At 28.1% G+C, this 15,098-nt stretch carries 20 protein-coding genes; 18 read left to right on the top strand and 2 right to left on the bottom strand.

The window, feature by feature from the left end:
• Nucleotides 1–24: 24 nt before the first annotated feature.
• From CELLY_RS15515 to CELLY_RS15475, 9 genes are all read left to right on the top strand, one after another.
• Nucleotides 25–219, top strand: a complete 195-nt coding sequence (locus tag CELLY_RS15515; protein WP_013622650.1) for a hypothetical protein — start codon at nucleotides 25–27, stop codon at nucleotides 217–219.
• 147 nt (nucleotides 220–366) lie between these two features.
• On the top strand, nucleotides 367–795 hold the full coding sequence (locus CELLY_RS15510; protein WP_013622649.1) for a phospholipase D-like domain-containing protein: 429 nt from the start codon (nucleotides 367–369) through the stop codon (nucleotides 793–795).
• Entirely contained in the window at nucleotides 749–1,135 is a 387-nt protein-coding gene (locus CELLY_RS17360; protein WP_013622648.1) for a phospholipase D-like domain-containing protein, read from the top strand. Before CELLY_RS15510 ends, CELLY_RS17360 begins: the two co-directional genes overlap by 47 nt.
• Before the next feature lie 26 nt (nucleotides 1,136–1,161).
• Nucleotides 1,162–2,376: a DUF4272 domain-containing protein gene (locus tag CELLY_RS15500; protein ID WP_013622647.1), complete on the top strand. Its 1,215-nt coding sequence runs from the start codon at nucleotides 1,162–1,164 to the stop codon at nucleotides 2,374–2,376.
• Nucleotides 2,377–2,499: 123 nt separating this feature from the next.
• Nucleotides 2,500–3,117 (top strand): DUF1444 domain-containing protein, encoded by a 618-nt coding sequence (locus tag CELLY_RS15495; protein ID WP_013622645.1) that lies wholly within the window; start codon nucleotides 2,500–2,502, stop codon nucleotides 3,115–3,117.
• A gap of 40 nt (nucleotides 3,118–3,157) precedes the next feature.
• Complete coding sequence (locus tag CELLY_RS15490) at nucleotides 3,158–3,646, top strand: P-loop nucleotide/nucleoside kinase family protein (RefSeq protein WP_013622644.1); 489 nt, start codon at nucleotides 3,158–3,160, stop codon at nucleotides 3,644–3,646.
• Between the two features lie 23 nt (nucleotides 3,647–3,669).
• Entirely contained in the window at nucleotides 3,670–4,053 is a 384-nt protein-coding gene (locus tag CELLY_RS15485) for a hypothetical protein (RefSeq protein ID WP_013622643.1), read from the top strand.
• Nucleotides 4,054–4,074: 21 nt separating this feature from the next.
• On the top strand, nucleotides 4,075–4,524 hold the full coding sequence (locus tag CELLY_RS15480) for a hypothetical protein (protein ID WP_013622642.1): 450 nt from the start codon (nucleotides 4,075–4,077) through the stop codon (nucleotides 4,522–4,524).
• A gap of 347 nt (nucleotides 4,525–4,871) precedes the next feature.
• Nucleotides 4,872–5,477 carry a DUF3592 domain-containing protein gene (locus CELLY_RS15475; protein ID WP_013622641.1) on the top strand — a complete coding sequence of 202 codons (606 nt, stop codon included), beginning with the start codon at nucleotides 4,872–4,874 and terminating at the stop codon, nucleotides 5,475–5,477.
• Nucleotides 5,478–5,483: 6 nt separating this feature from the next.
• On the opposite strand, the gene CELLY_RS15470 is transcribed toward CELLY_RS15475, so the two are convergent.
• The gene (locus CELLY_RS15470) at nucleotides 5,484–6,284 is read right to left on the bottom strand and encodes a hypothetical protein (RefSeq protein WP_013622640.1); all 801 of its coding nucleotides are present in this window, start codon (nucleotides 6,282–6,284) and stop codon (nucleotides 5,484–5,486) included.
• A gap of 47 nt (nucleotides 6,285–6,331) precedes the next feature.
• On the bottom strand, nucleotides 6,332–6,784 hold the full coding sequence (locus CELLY_RS15465; protein WP_013622639.1) for a hypothetical protein: 453 nt from the start codon (nucleotides 6,782–6,784) through the stop codon (nucleotides 6,332–6,334).
• Nucleotides 6,785–6,947: 163 nt separating this feature from the next.
• Between CELLY_RS15465 and CELLY_RS15460 the strand changes: the two genes are divergently transcribed.
• The 9 genes from CELLY_RS15460 (at nucleotide 6,948) to CELLY_RS15420 (ending at nucleotide 14,783) form a co-directional block, all read left to right on the top strand.
• Nucleotides 6,948–8,792 (top strand): tetratricopeptide repeat-containing sensor histidine kinase, encoded by a 1,845-nt coding sequence (locus CELLY_RS15460; protein WP_013622638.1) that lies wholly within the window; start codon nucleotides 6,948–6,950, stop codon nucleotides 8,790–8,792.
• A complete protein-coding gene (locus tag CELLY_RS15455) occupies nucleotides 8,789–9,523 on the top strand; it encodes a LytR/AlgR family response regulator transcription factor (protein ID WP_013622637.1) in 735 nt (244 codons plus the stop codon). Before CELLY_RS15460 ends, CELLY_RS15455 begins: the two co-directional genes overlap by 4 nt.
• A 108-nt stretch (nucleotides 9,524–9,631) precedes the next feature.
• On the top strand, nucleotides 9,632–10,042 hold the full coding sequence (locus CELLY_RS15450; RefSeq protein ID WP_013622636.1) for a hypothetical protein: 411 nt from the start codon (nucleotides 9,632–9,634) through the stop codon (nucleotides 10,040–10,042).
• A 12-nt stretch (nucleotides 10,043–10,054) separates the two neighbouring features.
• Entirely contained in the window at nucleotides 10,055–10,516 is a 462-nt protein-coding gene (locus CELLY_RS15445; RefSeq protein WP_013622635.1) for a DUF3806 domain-containing protein, read from the top strand.
• 14 nt (nucleotides 10,517–10,530) lie between these two features.
• Nucleotides 10,531–11,085, top strand: coding sequence for a hypothetical protein (locus CELLY_RS15440; protein ID WP_013622634.1), 555 nt, complete (start codon nucleotides 10,531–10,533; stop codon nucleotides 11,083–11,085).
• A 25-nt stretch (nucleotides 11,086–11,110) separates the two neighbouring features.
• Nucleotides 11,111–11,821 (top strand): DUF6882 domain-containing protein, encoded by a 711-nt coding sequence (locus tag CELLY_RS15435; protein WP_013622633.1) that lies wholly within the window; start codon nucleotides 11,111–11,113, stop codon nucleotides 11,819–11,821.
• A 287-nt stretch (nucleotides 11,822–12,108) separates the two neighbouring features.
• A complete protein-coding gene (locus CELLY_RS15430; RefSeq protein WP_013622632.1) occupies nucleotides 12,109–13,566 on the top strand; it encodes an SH3 domain-containing protein in 1,458 nt (485 codons plus the stop codon).
• A gap of 139 nt (nucleotides 13,567–13,705) precedes the next feature.
• Nucleotides 13,706–14,197 (top strand): hypothetical protein, encoded by a 492-nt coding sequence (locus CELLY_RS16790; protein WP_013622631.1) that lies wholly within the window; start codon nucleotides 13,706–13,708, stop codon nucleotides 14,195–14,197.
• Between the two features lies 1 nt (nucleotide 14,198).
• Nucleotides 14,199–14,783 carry a DUF1287 domain-containing protein gene (locus CELLY_RS15420; protein WP_013622630.1) on the top strand — a complete coding sequence of 195 codons (585 nt, stop codon included), beginning with the start codon at nucleotides 14,199–14,201 and terminating at the stop codon, nucleotides 14,781–14,783.
• Nucleotides 14,784–15,098: the final 315 nt, after the last annotated feature.

Below are 15,098 nucleotides of genomic sequence, written 5' to 3'. Positions count from 1 at the left end.
TCTTATAAAAACAAACTTTTAAGGTTGAGAACTACCAAATTTGTACTATTTACCGCAGACAATAAATACGTAGTAGAGTATTTGTTGCAACAACTTATACTTAGCGATAGTATTACAGAAGCTTTAATTTTTGAAGAATATGACCTGGCAGTAGGTTTTAGAAAAATGCTTGCTAAAAATTGTAAGTTAGACTGCTCTATAAACACATATATAGAATAATTTTTTGCTGTATTAAAAAACAATCTCTAAATTACTAACTGTAAGAACTATCTTTAGTAATTGAGAGTTAATTCTTTTTTTTGTATTTCAGTTATATCTATTAAAAGTAGTTCTTTAAAAAAGTAAATTATAAAACAATTACACTTAATGTATTATAACGGAGCAATATGTGATATTTATATAGGTAAAGGTGCTGGTACAAAACTGATGAAAGAAATTAACAGAGCTAAAAATTCTATTAAAATTGTATCGCCATATTTATCACCTTCTTTGATTAAAGAATTAATTGATTTTCACGAAAAAAATATTGATATTGAATTGGTTACTACTGATGATATTGAAGATTTTCAAATAAATAAAAATGGTCGTAGTAAAAATATACATAAGTTAATTATTCAAAACAGAGTTGTAGATGATGAAGCTGTTAAAAAAAGAGAAGAATGGTTGGTGTTAAAAAAAGTACTTAATTCAATTGGATGGGGTTTATTTACCAGTCTATTTCTTTCAGGATATTACCTTAGGAACATCAATGTTTTTTTGGTTTACTTCCCGTTTTTTTATTTTTCTAATTGCTAAAATTTATAAGAGAAAAATTAAATTAAAACGAATATATTCATATTGGTATTCTCAGCTGTTTCCTTTTAAAGTTTATTTATCACCAAGGAAAAACTATTTAAGTGACACTTTTATACATAGTAAAATATATCTAATAGATGATAAGATTGCTTATTTAGGGTCGTTAAACTTTACAGCAAGTGGAACAAAACATAATTATGAAACAAGAATAAGAACGGAAGACCCAAAAGCAATACGTGAGATAAAAGAAGAAATATCACATTTACTAAATCATTCTCATTTGCCAGAAATAGATATTCAAATGTGGGGTAAACAATTATACAGAGAACCTATTAATTAAAAAGAGTAAATAGATAAATAATACATATGATTTGTACCGTATACACGCATAAAGTTGGTGTAGATAAAATTGTAGAAGTGTTAAAAAAAAGCATTTCTAATGTAAGTGTAAATACTACAGAAAATTCTAGTATAATAGTAGCAGAAACCAAAGGTGGTTTGTTTGGTAAAGACAGTAAATTACTTATTAATTACAGAGAACGTTTACAACCAGATTATCAAATTCACGCAACAGAAGATTGCCCCTTAAACGAGAATTTAAAAGGTTTATATGGTTATATAAACTCTTTACCTACTAATAATGACAAAGTAAAAGGGTTGTTTTTAGCCAAAGTACAAACCTTAAATGCAGAGTTTTCTATTCAGCAAGAGGGTAGTATTAAAAACTTAAAAGAAATAATTTTAGAGTTAGCACAAGAGTTAGACGCGGTACTTTTTGTACAGCCAGATACACCAATATCTAAATCTAATGGTCAGCATTTTTTAGATAAAAATTTAGATTTAATTATAGACGGTGAACGTAATTGTGAAATAGAAGATCTGGTAGTGAATATAGACACTAAGTATTATGATAAACCAATGCATAATGTTACAGAGGATCAAAAATTAAGAAAAGAACAAAATGATGCTTTTATAGCATCAAAAAATATAAAAGTAAATAAGAATTTACCATTTGTAGAGAGTGAAGAAAGTGTAGAAATTCGTTCAGCAAAAGAAATAGCAGAACGTGTAACTATATTGGCTATTACAAACTTTGTTGCATTCAATTCTATGTCTGGGGCAGATGCTTTGACATATATTAATGAACACAATTTATTAAGTTTGGTTACTCCAGCAGAAATGGATTTTTTACAAGACCCTACTGAAGACAAAAAAAGTCAAGAAACTTGGAAATGTGAGTGTATTTGGGTGCTTTTTTGGGCTTTAAACAAGGTAAATAACATAGGTTTTCCTAATACTTTAGCAGACCTAAATAATATACCATCAGAGGAGTACCCGGTTGGTAAAAATAAAAATCCTTGGGACTTTATAAACGGTCAAGCAACAGTTAGGAGTACTACAGAAATACTTAATGCAAACGATTTATATTACCGTTTAGATTGGGCTTGTGTAGACGCAAGAATTAATGGTGTACAAATAGAAGAAGTACACCCTGGAGTAGTGTATGAGCGTCATTATGCGTTAAACTGGCTTATAAATTACAATAACGCGCAGTGGGATAATGTTACGTGTGACACTTAAAATTTATAGAGTAATTGATTTTATATTCAAATACAAAACAAAATGCAACGCATATAAAAGGCTTTCTTTTTTAGCTGATAGTTTTCTTATTTTAATACTTAGTTTAAATATAAAATTAGTAGAATGAGTGATTTTTTAAATGAAGATGAAAGATCTAAAGAAATAGAAAAATTAGCTGAGCAAGCAAAAAATGGTGAACATAAAATTTACCCAATACTTAAACCAGGAGATTGGGTAGGTATTAAAGCAGGCGCTGTAAAGTCTAATTTTATAGGTACAGATGATGATTTAAAAGTGGTTATTGGTTTTGGTTATGATACTCCAAATGATTTTATATTTTTAACTCACAAACATTTAGAAAAACTAGATCCGGATGCCGTATTAAAAGAAGCATTTAAAAATTTAGAAGAATTTGAAACTGAATTTACAGCTTTAGAAAAATTAGATAATAAAGTTTTAACTTCTAGTGGTTTAGATTTTTCTAGTGAGCGCATATTATCACCTAAGCATATGCGCAAAGCACATGAAATGCTAGATGCTGAAGAAATTTTAGTAAGTATTCCTAGGCGTACCTGTATGATGGCTGTATCTAGACACGCAGATGCTACGCTATTAGGCACTTTTGTAAATCTACATATTGCTACTTGGGAAGATGATAGTTATGGAAATGCACCAATATCAAATTTACTTTTTGTGCTTAAAGAAGGGCAAATTGTTGGTACAATTCCTATAGATAAGTAATTATTTACGTTCTTTATTTTTTTAAATAAAGTATAAAGTTATGATACATTTAATTGTTGGTAATACTGGATCTGGTAAAACTACTTATGCAACTAAATTAAAAAAAGAAACAAACGGGGTTGTATTTTCTATAGATAAATGGAACAACACATTGTTTCTTGCAGATAAAAAACCAGAAGATGGTTTAGAGTGGTTTTTAGAACGCATAAATAGGGCAGAGGATATTATTTTAAATGTAGTGCAGCAACTGCAGGAGTCTAATGTTGCTGCAATTTTAGATTTAGGACTCTCTAAATATAGTCATAGGGAGAAGTTTAGAAAATTTGCAGAAGAAAATGGGTTTAAAGTAAAAACTCATTTTTTAGATATTTCTAAAGAAACTAGGTTTAAAAGAGTAATGCAAAGAAACACACAAAAAGGAGATACGTTTGAATTTGAAGTAAGCAAAGAAAATTTTGACTTTATGGAAACTTGGTTTGAGAAGCCAAGCAATGATGAAATGAAAAACGGAATTGTTATTAAAGAATAACGGTTAAACTATAAAAACAAAAAATGAGTACATTACAGTTAAAAGAAACTATAAATTCAAAAGTACAAAACCTAATGATTGATACTTTTGAGATTGTTGGAGCAAACAAAGGAAACTTATCTATTGCAGACTTATTAAAAGGAGAACCAACATTAGAAAACGTTTTTTTTATGGTAAAAGACACCGGCTTTTATGAAGAAAATGACACTATGAGCCTTTTAAAGGCTTTAAATATAGAGTTTTCAGAAAACAACGGAACTAAAGAAGATGAGTTGCATAAAGCTTGGTCTACAATGGTTGCAACTATGAACAAAGCAACATCTCAAGAAGACTTTAATGCAAAATTTGCCCTATTTGTTCCATTAGTATTAAAAAAAATGAACGAGTTTAAGGCACAAGCAAACTAGTTTATTCAGTAAATATAAGGTATGAACAACTTGCTTTATGAGGTTAAATATGCTGTAGAAACATATTTTAAATTTCTGCAAGACAATTACAATTTTACTTCTTTTGAGCAAGTTCCCTTGGCGTATGAATATCATTTTAAAGCCAAGGATAAAGCTAATAATTTTATAAATATTCATATAGAGTTAATAGCCTCTACACCAATTTGGGTAAACTTTAATGGTGCTTATATTGAAGATATAATATCTAGTGATTTAGTAAATGCATACAATCAAGAGCTACACAGTTTATATGATAAAAACTTTAAAAAGTATTTAAAAACTAAAGATGTTGCTTATATAAGTGCCAATATAGATAATTACAATTTATATGGTAAAAGTATAAATGAAAAACGACTACAGTATATAGCAAAACTTATTAATAAAGATTTTTATGCGCTAGTTGAGGCTAGTAATAAATTAAAAACAACTTAAAAATAGTAAGGATAAAGAAGCTAATAAGCATATAAATTCTAATACACTTAACGAGTTTGTTTTACTATCCAAATCACAAAAATTTAAGTATAATAAAACACTATGTATAGATACTGAAAAGTGCCAAATAGAAGTGGTAAGTTATACTGAATTAGAAGATGTAATAAAAAAAATATTAAAAAGTAAGATAAACTTACAAATAGAATGGTTTTTTGTTAATTAACTGTTTAAATTTCAGTTAAATGGCGTATTAGATGAGAATTTACTATAAAAACACTTTTTTTTATGATATATTTTACATATATTAAGTATCAAATTTATTATCTACTATAACTTTTGAGCTTTATATGGCTATAATTGCAAGTACAATTTTTTTGGTAATTGGGTTGCTGTTAATTTTAGGTTTTCTGTACATCTTATTTAGAAACGGAAGAATTAAAAGAAACGGTATATTAACTAATGCAAAAGTTGTATCTATATCTTTTGAGAAAGGTTCAGAGAATGAAGAAGGATTCTCTGGTATTATAAAGGTTCCTGTTTATAGTTTTGAGTATTTTAAAAACGAAAAAATAAAAAGTTGTAGAATTAAAGGAAGAAGCAATTCTAAAGTAAAAATAGGAGATATCACACCTGTTTACTATCACCCTAAAAACCCATCTAAAGATTACTTTTTACCCAAAAAAGATTTTTTTGTTAAGTATATGTATTTACTTATTGGCTTTATATTTTTTAGTATAGGAATTTCTAAAGGGTATAATTTTTATAGTAATTATTTTAATGTATTAGGAATACCTGATGTTACTAAGGAAAACTTTTTAAAAGTTATTTTATTGGTCTTTATAGGCTTTGTTTTATGGTCTTTGCTTATTAATATTGTCAATACATTTATCTACAATAAAAAAAATAAAGGCATTAAAATTAATTCGCAAAAATTTTATAAAAAAGCAGTTTAACTCCAATCAGTTTTTTTGGTATTCATCTATCCATTCTTTTGGGTAAGTAGCATATAAATCTTTTAAAAGTTTTTTGTTAGCATCTGTTTTTTTAAAGTCCATATAAAAGCTACCTAAAAGCCAAACATCTGTATTTTTTAAATTTGTTTTATGCAAGTTGTATAATACTTCCTTAGCACTATCACTAGTATCTAATAGCAGTAAAACTAATGAGCCAGCTGTTAAAAAACTACTCTTAAAATAATAATGAAGTCCTTTTTTTATACGGTTAACCAATGCTTTGTTATTTAAAAAAGGGGCAAACTTAGCGTGTTTTTTTCTAAGATTAGGAAATGTGGTATAGCTATTACAGAGTTTTGTAAATTGTAAAAAATTAGCATAGTCATTATATAATATATCGTAAACAGAGTCAGAGTTTTCATTGTTTTTTATACCAAATAATAAATACAGTATATCTGCGTCTAAAAACGTATTATCTAAATCATTGTCATCTATATTGTGAGCTAAAGCTTTTAAAAATAAAGGGTAATGTTTCTCTAAAGGCTTGTATATGTTACCTAGTTTAAGTTGGTAATAAAATGCCAAATAAATATCTTCATCATCAATTTTAGACATTTTGGTACTCATTACTCTGCTTATTTCATAGTGGTATGAAGGGTAAAATTGTCCTTGAAAATTATTTTCATACGCCTCTTTTTCACTCGCAATAAAATGTTTTATAATACCAACATTGTCTTTTTTAATTGCTGCTGCAAAATTTAAATTACCATATAATTCATTTTGCTTTTCTAATAAACTATTGCTCATTTATTTCATTTTAATAACTAGTTACACCTATTGTTTAAATGTATTTTTTAAACATAATCTACTAGTGTACCCTTAGCTGCTTTGTTTGCTAATCTTTTTGCTTTAGTTTCTTGTGTGTCAAAAGGTGCAATATTGGAAAGTGAAACTCCAAAATCTTTTTCTATATTTTCTTTGGAAACTTCTAACGCTTTTTTTACAAATAATGGATACATATCTTTATAAAACCAATTTTGTAAGTTGTCATAAAATTTATTGCCAAAATCATAAAAAGTATTTTTAGTGCTTATCTCATACTTTTTATCATTTAAAATAAAAAAATAGTTTAAGTTAATTATAATACTAGTGTTAGCACCTTCCTTATCGTCTGGCCAATCATAAATTAAAAACATAGCATCATCTATACTAATTTTTGGTGTAATTTTTTTAGTAACTTCTTTTTTGTGTGTTATTTCAAAACCACCACCTTTTGTTATGTTTTCAATAGTTTCTGTATAGTCCATATTCACTTTTTATAAAGCCAAAATAACATTCATTTTTATAAACTTATAGATGCTTTTTATAACCGACGCTAACGGTTTTATATTTGCCATATAGTTGTTAAAAAAATTTCTGTTTCACTTTAAAAATGTTAGTTTCGTTTGTTAAAGAATAGTACTTGCATACATGAAATATTGCTTTTTTGTTAATAGGTTGGTTTATAGTGTTTTATTGCTTATTTTATTTAGTTGTACCAACACAGAAAACAACCAAATAGATTTTGATGAAACTCTTAAAATTACAGACAGTCTCTCACAGTTTAATTATGAAAAATCTATTAATATTTTAGACAGCTTACAAAGCAACCTAAAAGGACTTACACCGCAGCAATACGCTTTAATTTTATTTAAAAAAGGAGAAATTTATTATGTAAACGATTTGTTTTTAGAGGCTATTAATACACATAAAAAAGCAAAAGATTTATTTATAAATTTAAATGATAATTACAATACAACCAGAAGTTTAATAACGTTAAGTGCCGCAAATTTACGCTTTAATAATTTAGAAAAAGCACAAGAATTTGCTTTGGAAGCATTAAAAAATGCTAGTTCATTAAAAGATAAAAGGCTACTTGCTAAGGCAAATAACTTACTGTTTCAGTTACACTTTACATTAAAAGATTATCCTAAGGCTTTAGAGTATATAAAAAAGGCCGATAATATTTTTACAAACCAAAACGATACCACTTCTGTAATTGCTATAAAGTCTAATATTGCTGGTATTTATTTAAAACAAAAAGAGTACAACAAAGCATTACTAGCTTACCAGGAGGCTTTAGAACTTGGTAAAAACATAAAATCTCCGCAAACTATTGTAAAATTGCTTAACAATATAGGTTACACTTATATAGAAACAGAACAATATGCTTCTGCAGCTAAATTTTTACAGGCAGCAATTAGCGTAAATAAAAATATTAGCGTAATTAATGGAGCTCCGTATAAGGGACTTGGTTTTACCTATTTTTTAAATAACGATTTTGTTACAGCTAAAGCATATTATAAAAAGGCAATAGAAATTTTTGAACAGAATAAAGATACGCCTCAACAAATACAAATTTTAGATAAACTTATAACTATTGCAATACGCACTAATAAGCCAGAGGAAGCTTTGGCGTATCAAGAAAAAAGGGATGCTTTACAAATAAAACAGCATACTAAAGAAACAGAACGCTTACTGCACTTTTCTACTGTAAAATATAAGGCAAAAGAAAAAGAAGCAGAACTTTTGTTTTTAAAACAAATTAGCGCTAAAAACAGGTTGCTTTATGGTAGTTTGGTTGCTGCTTTGTTATTACTTTTAGTGCTATTGGGTGCTTATTTATACATTACCAAGCTTAAAGCGGCCAATAAGGCATCAGAACTAGAGCAGAGCTTGTTAAGAATGCAAATGAATCCACATTTTATTTTTAATACACTAGCTGCAATACAAAATATTACTCTAGAAAAAGACCCTGTAAAATCATCAAATTATATTGCCAAATTTGCTAAGCTTATACGCCAAAATTTTGATTATGTACGTAAAGAAGAAATTAGTTTGGAACGAGAAATTAATATGATATCTAACTACATAGAAACACAACAATTACGTTTTGATTATGCTTTTAAATACATTTTAAATGTAGCCGAAAATTGTGATGTTAAAAGCTTAAAAGTACCGCCAATGCTATTACAACCCTTTTTAGAAAATGCTATAGAATACGGGTTAAAAGAGAAAAAAGATGGTGGTATTTTAGAACTAAATATAACCAAAGAAAATACTAAACTTTGTTTTGTGATAAAAGATAATGGCGTGGGAAGATCACATCAATCTAAAACAAAAAAAAGTAAAGAGTTACACGCAACAGATGTTTTTAAAGAACGATTAAAATTGCGTAAAAAAGGAGAAGAAAAAAGTTTTAAGATACAAGATTTGTATAGCGAAAATAATGAAGCTATAGGAACCAAAATTATATTTAAAATTAATATTGTATGATACAAGTTGTTATAATAGAGGACGAGTTTAATGCCCAAAACACCTTGTCTAAATTACTAGAATACACACAAAAAGACATAGAAATTATAGCAAAAATAGACTCTGTTGATAAAGCCATACAATTTTTAAAAACGCATACACCAGATTTAGTTTTTATGGACATAGAGCTAATTGGTGGTAATGCATTTTCTATACTAGATGCTTTAAAAAATATTTCTTTTAAAATAATTTTTACAACTGCTTATGATGATTTTGCCATACAAGCAATACGTGTAGATGCTGTAGACTATTTGCTTAAACCTATAGATTCTGATGAGCTTACAGCTTGTGTAGATAGGTTTAGAGTTGCATATAAGCAAGATAAAAAATTAAAAAACTTAGAAAAAAAAGTTGAAGCTTTTGAGGCCAAAGAAGAGCAAAAAAACTTACTTATTAAAACAACTCAAGAGCAGCATATTTTGCCTTTAAATGATATAATTAGGTGCCAGTCAGACGGTAGTTATACCATTTTTTATACTGCAGATAAAAAAATAATGAGTGCACGTAATTTAAAATATTATGAGAACATTTTAAGTGATCAAATTTTTGTTAGGGTACACCAGTCGCACCTAGTAAACATTAATTATATAGAGTCTATAATATTAAGTAATATATTACTAAAAGACGGAGAGAAAATACCATTGGCATCAAGAAAAAAAAGTTATTTAAAACAGTTTTTAGCCAATTTATAAACGGATTTAAAACAAAAAACAACGCTTGTAAAACCGTTTATAATAAGGTGTGTTTTAGTGCTATTTTAGAATCTTAGATTATTAAAATAAACACTAAAACATACTATTATGGGACTTAAAGAAAAGAAAATTACAAAAGCATTTCAAGACGAAAAATTTCCTGCGTTAAAAGACCAAATTGTTGCTGCAGCTGGCTTTGATGTACCTTTAGAAATAGAATGGGAAACATTATTTGAAGACCGTTTTACGCATTTGTATATGGATACATATTCTCAAATTTATTTTGAGCCATTAGTGCAAGCTTTTACAGCAATTACTACAGATGATATGGGTAAAGAAGCATTACAAGAAGGACTTAAAAAAGTTGTAATTGTAAACAGAGATAATCACCACAATCCAGAAAGAGCCTATACTTTTACAGATGGTACTTTAGAAGTAAACCATTGCCCAGTAAGTAATGCTCCAGATGTTAATAGCAGAGTAAAAGTACTTACAGATTTGTTAGAAAACAACCTTTAAATTTTAAGTAATATGCAAACTACACTAAGAGATTTAACAGAAGAGGAATTAAGTACTTTAGAGTTAGACTTAGATTTAGCATATTCTATTTGTAAAAAATATGAGCCAGAATTTAAAGGCGAATTTACTGTTAGTTTGTTAACCAAGGTTTTTGAGCTTTGGTTAGCAGACAATACAGATATTATTGCAAATGAAGACATAGCAGATTTTAATTCTAAATGTGCTACTAAACCAACACCAAAAATGGTGCAATTTGGTTTGGGAGCAGCTTACGGTGAAGTATTAAATGAAGAGTTTGCTACGCATTGGAAACATATTACAGATGAGTATGGGCAGGAGATTTGCATTCGTCATAAAAACCCTGTGTATACCACATTTCCTTATACTATTGTTAGCAAAAGAATAGACTCTAAAGAAACAAACTTTTTTGCGCCAATTATGGAAACAATGAGGTATAATATTACTAAAAATTAAGAATTACTGTTTTAATGACTGATGGAGATAAAAGTACAGACCAGTATGCTCAAATAAAAAAGGATACTTATACTGGTTTGCTATTGTTTTATAGAGATTGTGATTTAGAAGAATCAATACTATTAAACTATAAAAAAAATCAAATACTAAAAGAAGAAGGTTTTACAGATGTATCTGTGTTTTCTGAAGGATTGTCTAAAAATGTACGCTTTACCATAGCAACAAATAAGGCCATTAATATGGCTAAAATTAATCCGGATGTAGCAAAGTTTGGCTTTTTTGTTTTAAGAGCACCAGCGTATTATAAAGTGTTAGATATTTATAAGGAAGAAAACAAAACACATATTATTTTACTACATTTAAGTATGGAGTATGTACCTTTCTTTAAATACAATACCACAGCTATAGATGAACAAATTATTAAGTTAGCAAAAGACAGGTTTAGCCGTAATATTGTTAGTGAATGTAATAAGTTTTTATATGAAGAAGAGTGGTTAGAAAGAACCAAACACCCAATAGGTATGACAGATGATGGTGAGCTTTTTTTGTCTTTAGAAACTAAAAATTAATAAAAACAATTACTTAAAATTAAAAATGGAAAACGATAATACTTTAGATACTAGTAAATTTACAAATATAGCTAAGCAAAAACCACAATCGTTTAATGATTTGTTAGAGGCTTTTGCCGGCTTGTCTTTTGAGAAACAATTTGTTTTTGCAGATGTAATAGGAGACAATGGTTGGCAGCTAAATATGAACACTGCAAGTATTGTTTTTGGAGATGTATCTTTTCCAATACAAGTAATAGGTTCTTTCTCATTTAATAATAACTCTTGGATGTGGGGATGGGCAAACACCCAAAGCGGAATTCCAGAAAATTTATTGTTACAGTCTAACAAATTAAAAGAATTTGGAGAGGAGCACGGTATAAATGAGCTAGTAGAGCCACATTTTAACTCAGATGAAGGTTTTGAACACAAAATAGGAATGGTAGCTTGTGGTTTATTTAACTCTAAAAGTTATTACTGCGCTAATTACGGACAAGGAACATTAGTTGTAACTATAGATGATGAAAAAATACCAGCTATAGATAAAAGTCAGTTAGAGAAAGTACTAACTTCTTTTCCGCAATTAATTAGTTCTGTTGTACTAAACCACAAACAAGCTTTTAAAAATTACTTAATAGATCGTGATTTTAAACTTTATATTTCAGATAGTGAAATAGAAGGACTAAAAGACGGTAAAATAGTAACTGCTAAGTTTGATGAATTAGATAGGTTAGAATCTTTAAAGGGAAAACTCTAAAATTTAGAATCCAACTAAACCAAATAAGTAAGGCTCTGTAGCATAATTGTTACAGAGCTTTTTATGTTGTAGCCAACTATATAGTATAAATGTTGGGATATTACAACAAGTAAACAGGCTTTAAAAACCCAACAGTAGCAATTAAAGTATTTTTATATTATTAACAATAAAACTAATTTAGAGGAGGTTAGCGTATTTTATAATTAGTTTAGAATCCCTTTATGCAGTGATGTATTCATAAATTAGATATGCTTAATTTGTAAATTATAAACCTAAAGAACTGTCTAATGAAATTATATTATATATTAATTTTCCTTTTTGTATGTTTTACTACTAAAGCGCAAGAGTATTATATTATAAATGCAGAAAGCGGACTAAATGTTAGGAAAAGTGCTAATGTAAGTGGAAAAAAAGTGGCAAAAATACCTTACGGAGTTTTAGTAAAAAAAATTGAAGATACTGCTATACCATTAACAGTTTACGATAATGGCACACCTGTAATGGGCAAATGGGTTAAAATTAGATATGATAATTATTTGTATTTGGTTTCTAAAGAAGAGCAACAAATACAAAAAGAAGGTTATGTTTTTGATGGCTATTTAAAACAATATAATAATCCTAATTTAAAAATTTCTACAAAAAAAATAAACGAATTAGCGTATACTAAAATAGTTTCTAAACTACCTAAAGTTTCACACACCTATAAAAAAATAGGAGATCTTGACTCAGTAAAAACCTTATTAAAAGATAAGGTTACTTGGAAAACGATTTTTTATGATGAAAAATATTTAAGAGATGATGCTCTAGAGAGCATTACATTAGCTAACGGACAAAAACTTTTGTTAAATCAAGAATCTAATGATTATGGTTTTTCTAAAGGGTGGTCTGGTTATTATCCAGATCTAGGTATTTTAATGCTAGAGGGCGGACATTCTTCAGATATGGTAATACATATAAAAACAGGCGAGTCTAATAATACTGTTGGTAACCCAGAGTATTTAATTACTTCTCCTACAGGTAAGTATCGCCTAAACGGTTACTATGGTGGTCAGGAATGCGTTACATATTCTCTTCAAAAAAAAATAGATGGTAAATATAGTTATTTGGGTAAGGTTAACCCAGATTATGATATTTGTGTGTTTCATAGTTTTACTTGGGTTAGTGATACTCAGTTTGTATACACATTAATATTACCTGAAGATTATGCAGAAAAGACCCCTAGACTAACATATTATTCAGGAGAAATAGAGGATAAAACACCAATAACACAGCAAACAAAAAATTTTAAAGCTATAGCTAGTTTAATAAAAACAAGAACATTACCAACTATAGATACTACTAATTTTGACAATTTTAGCAAAACAAATTTCTATAAAAAAGAAGCAGTTAAAGTATTACATTTACAAAAAATATACCCTAATTATTTTAAAGAAGGGTATAACAACAAATCTATTGCATCATACAAACTAGAATTTTCTAAAGATTTTTATTCGCTAGTAATAGTTACTTACAAAGGAGATCATGAAATGGAATCTACTTTAATTAACTACAGTTTAAATGGTAAATTAATAGATTATAAAACAATTTCTTATGACGAAATAGCAGAAGGTTGGGCAAGAATAGAATCTAAAATTGACAAAGACAAACTTACAATTACAGATATTCTTTGGACTGATGACAAACAAGAAGAAATAACGTATTTTAAAATAGCATCAAACGGAAAAATTATTCAAATTACAAAATAACTATTAGTTACACTAATACCCTGTAAAATGGGTGTTGTTTTCACTAGAAATAGGCTTATAATACAGCTATAATAGTTTCATCTTTGGTGTGTATAACTACTGTTTGTCAAGGTAGTGAAACAAAATTTAAAATGATAGTATGAGACTAAAACACACTTTACCCTTTATAGCTCTAATAGGTTTAATTTTTGCTTCTTGTAATAACAAGCAATATGCTTCTAGTTTAGACATAGAAACTACTTCTATAAGTACTAGTGATAGTTATATGAATAATAAAATAATGCTGCTAGAAGATACCATTAAGGGGTTAAAAGAAGAAGTAGACTCTTTAACCAGATATAAAAAAGAAACGCTAAGTGGTAAATTAACTTTTGGCGTAGAAGTTGCAACTTTTAAACCCTGTAATAGTGATAAGGTGTATTGGATTAATGATAAAACAAAATCGGGCAGATTAGAGAAACTGTATTATGCATTGGTTAACGGAAAAGAACCCTATACACCAATAAATGCAAAGGTTGAAATTATAGATAAAGGTAAAGAAAAATATGGTTTTGCAGCTGATTATGACGGTACTTATGAGGTTGTAAATGTGTTAAAAATACATCAAATTGTAGAAGGAAATTGTAAATAATATGTATAAAAAAAACCTAGCCTTAGTACTCTTTTTAAGTTGCTACTTTGGCTTTTCACAAGCAAGTAGCAATAAAACTAATTTAGTTAAAGCTGCTTTAGAGTTAACAAAAGATAAGGTTACTTATGATCCTAGTTACTTTTCTATAGATTACCCCAATGGTGATGTGCCAAGTAATAAAGGTGTTTGTACAGATGTTGTTATTCGCGCATATCGCAAAATAGGTGTAGATCTTCAAAAAAATGTGCATTTAGATATGAAAGCTAACTTTAATAAATACCCCAAATTGTGGGGTTTAAAAACAACAGACAGAAACATAGACCATCGTAGAGTGCCCAATTTAATGACTTATTTTAAACGAAAAGGAGAAGAAAAATTAATATCTAAAAAAGCAGAAGATTATGTTGCTGGTGACATTGTTTGTTGGAATTTAGGAGGAGCAATTACACATATTGGGATTGTGGTAGATAAAAAATCTAAAGATGGTAAAAGAAACTTAATTGTACATAATATAGGAGGCGGACAAGTTTTGCAAGATTGCCTATTTTCTTTTAAAATTATTGGTCATTATAGGTATAAAATATAAATTTCACTACCCTGTAAACTGCTACTTTATTTTTACTACAAGTAGGTTGTTTTTTTAAACTAAATATCTTCAACTTTGTTGCGTTATTAACTATGAAATAATCAGAAAAAAATCACTATCACTAAGCTTACAGCGACAACTAATGATAATGATATTTATGACCTATTAAGCAATTAATAGTAGTTACAAATGCTAAAAAAATAAAACTGTAAGATGTTTTACATTATAACAACCATACTCACTATAATAATTGTAATAGCGCTTGGTATGTTTAAAAAATACGCTACGCTACATCCAAAAAAATATTTAATTACA

Source organism: Cellulophaga lytica DSM 7489, from assembly GCF_000190595.1.
Lineage (GTDB): Bacteria > Bacteroidota > Bacteroidia > Flavobacteriales > Flavobacteriaceae > Cellulophaga > Cellulophaga lytica.
Note: the sequence above shows the minus strand (reverse complement) of the source record. Positions and strands in the feature narration are given on the sequence as shown.